This window comes from Virgibacillus xinjiangensis, assembly GCF_042643145.1.
GTDB classification, from domain to species: Bacteria; Bacillota; Bacilli; order Bacillales; family Amphibacillaceae; genus Virgibacillus_O; species Virgibacillus_O xinjiangensis.
Genome location: NZ_JBHRSA010000050.1, coordinates 1 through 2,099, shown reverse-complemented (window position 1 = coordinate 2,099; position 2,099 = coordinate 1). Strand labels below are relative to the sequence as shown.

Here is a 2,099-nt window from a genome sequence, read left to right as displayed (position 1 = left end):
AGTAGGACGCTGCCAGGCAACCGAAACCCCGGGAAGTGATCATTCACTTCCCGGGGTTTTTTGTGTACTAGGGCATGGTTGGATATATCGTATTAGCTCCTTGTAACTTCTTTTCTCCAACTCTGATAGTTCTCTGCCATATTTACTGCGCCGACAGCATCGATGTATCCCCAAGTATCGTTAAGCATTGGGCGTGCTGTCGACTGAAGGATACTTTTAATATCATTTGGACTGAGGTGTGGGTTAACTTCCAGCATTAAAGCAATTATGCCTGCGCAAATAGGTGTGGCCATTGATGTACCTGACATTTGAATATAACCCTTATTAATTATTTGCTCTGGAAGTTGTTTCTCCACAGCTGAATCAGGTGCCAAAAGAGAAATAATGTTGCTTCCCGGAGAATATACATCCGGTTTGATGAATGAATCAATTGTAGGGCCACGACTGGAGTATTCAGCGATAGAATCATCTTCTCTTTTCAAGGTGTCATTGTCATCTGCAGATCCTACAGTTAAGACGAATGGGTTAATGGCAGGGGTGCTGATCGTTGAGGATTGTGGACCACTGTTTCCTGCTGCTGCACATACTACAATTCCTTGATGCCAAGCTTCCTGAACAGTCAGTGACAATGGGTCGTCGCGAAAGGATTCATAAGCAGGCGCCCCAAGCGATAGGGATATAATTCGTATATTGTATTCTTTTTTATGCTCGATACACCATTCAATTCCTTCCATAATGGTCGAGAGTCTGCCTCCGCCGTCACTATCTAAAGCTTTTATACCGATAATAGATGCTTCCGGAGCCGGAGAGATATATTCTCCTTCTGATAAATAACCATTGCCGGCTGCATCTCCAGCACAATGTGTACCATGGCCATTGTCATCATATGGATCTTCCTTACCTGCAACAAGGTCTTTAAAGGCTATAATTCTATTAACAGGATTCGTCAAATCTTCATGCGGATAGATTCCTGTATCAATGACTGCAATCGTTACGTCTTTTCCAGTTAATTGCAGCTGTTCCTTAACTTGGCTCGCGCCGGTATGATGGGAGGCGATGTCTAGGAATGCAGATACTCTCCGGTCATAGAATATACGTTCTACAGAGTCGTCATCTTTAATTTGTTTTATCATTGCTGGTGTTAAGTAGCCCTGCATACCGTTAATTAACCGAAATTCTTTATCAAGCTTATTGTGGGAGACTTTATTACAAGTTTGGAGGATATTATTTTTCGCTGCTTGTTCATATTCTTTTTTAAAATGAACAATTACCGGAATTTCGTGATTGCTCGTTTCTAGTGGATCTGTTTTCCGGTTGTTTCTTAACTGCTCAATTAACCCTGGATCAAGTTTTCGGCCGGTATGTTCAAACCATGGACCAAGTCGCCTATTCATAGGCCTTTCCCTCCTTTAAAATAATAGTTTTAAAATTTTATAAATTCAGCATACCAATCCTTTTGTTTTTCAGCAATGAACCATCAGAACTAATTTGTAATTAATAAAGTTCTATTAAAGTGTTGAGAACAAAGAAATTCAACTTTGATTAAAGTTCATCAGGGGTATCAGCATTATTTGCAATTTATTATATTCGCGTATGCAATGGACAGAAAAAGTACAACATATACAAGAAACAAACTTTATCATAACGGTAGATGCACATTCCCCTTTTTCTTTGTATATAAGAGAGGAACAATAACAGAAACCAGCTATACTGTTGGAGATTATTTCCGTACTTCTTCCATTGACTTCATAGGCAGATAGTTGTATTATTGTTTTTGCCCTTGAAAAAACGTTCCTGACGGAGCGGGCAAAATAGAATAGAACGCACAGATGATTTGCTTTCTATTGATTCACTTTGTCTTCTTGAGGCTTCAAATAAACAGTTGACGCTGAATACGGTATGTGATATATTAATAGAGTCGCCATAAAGAAAGGCGAACCGGGAAGAGAAAAGACGCAAACAACGAATTAAAAAAAGTTGTTGACACAAACTTCTCGTTGTGATATATTAATTAGGTCGCTTCAAAAACGACTGAAACAATTTGCTCTTTGAAAACTGAACAAAACAACCAGTATGTCAAGAAGAAACAACTCGTTTTT

General features: G+C 39.3%; 1 protein-coding gene. It reads right to left on the bottom strand.

Annotated features, from left to right (window positions below):
• Positions 1-92 precede the first annotated feature (92 nt).
• Positions 93-1,394: a S8 family peptidase gene (locus ACFOGI_RS14365; protein ID WP_390274002.1), complete on the bottom strand. Its 1,302-nt coding sequence runs from the start codon at positions 1,392-1,394 to the stop codon at positions 93-95.
• Positions 1,395-2,099: the final 705 nt, after the last annotated feature.

What these genes read in the sequence shown, in the direction of transcription:
- ACFOGI_RS14365 (WP_390274002.1), bottom strand. Translation starts at nt 1,394, where the DNA reads ATGAATAGGCGACTTGGTCCATGGTTTGAACATACCGGCCGAAAACTT.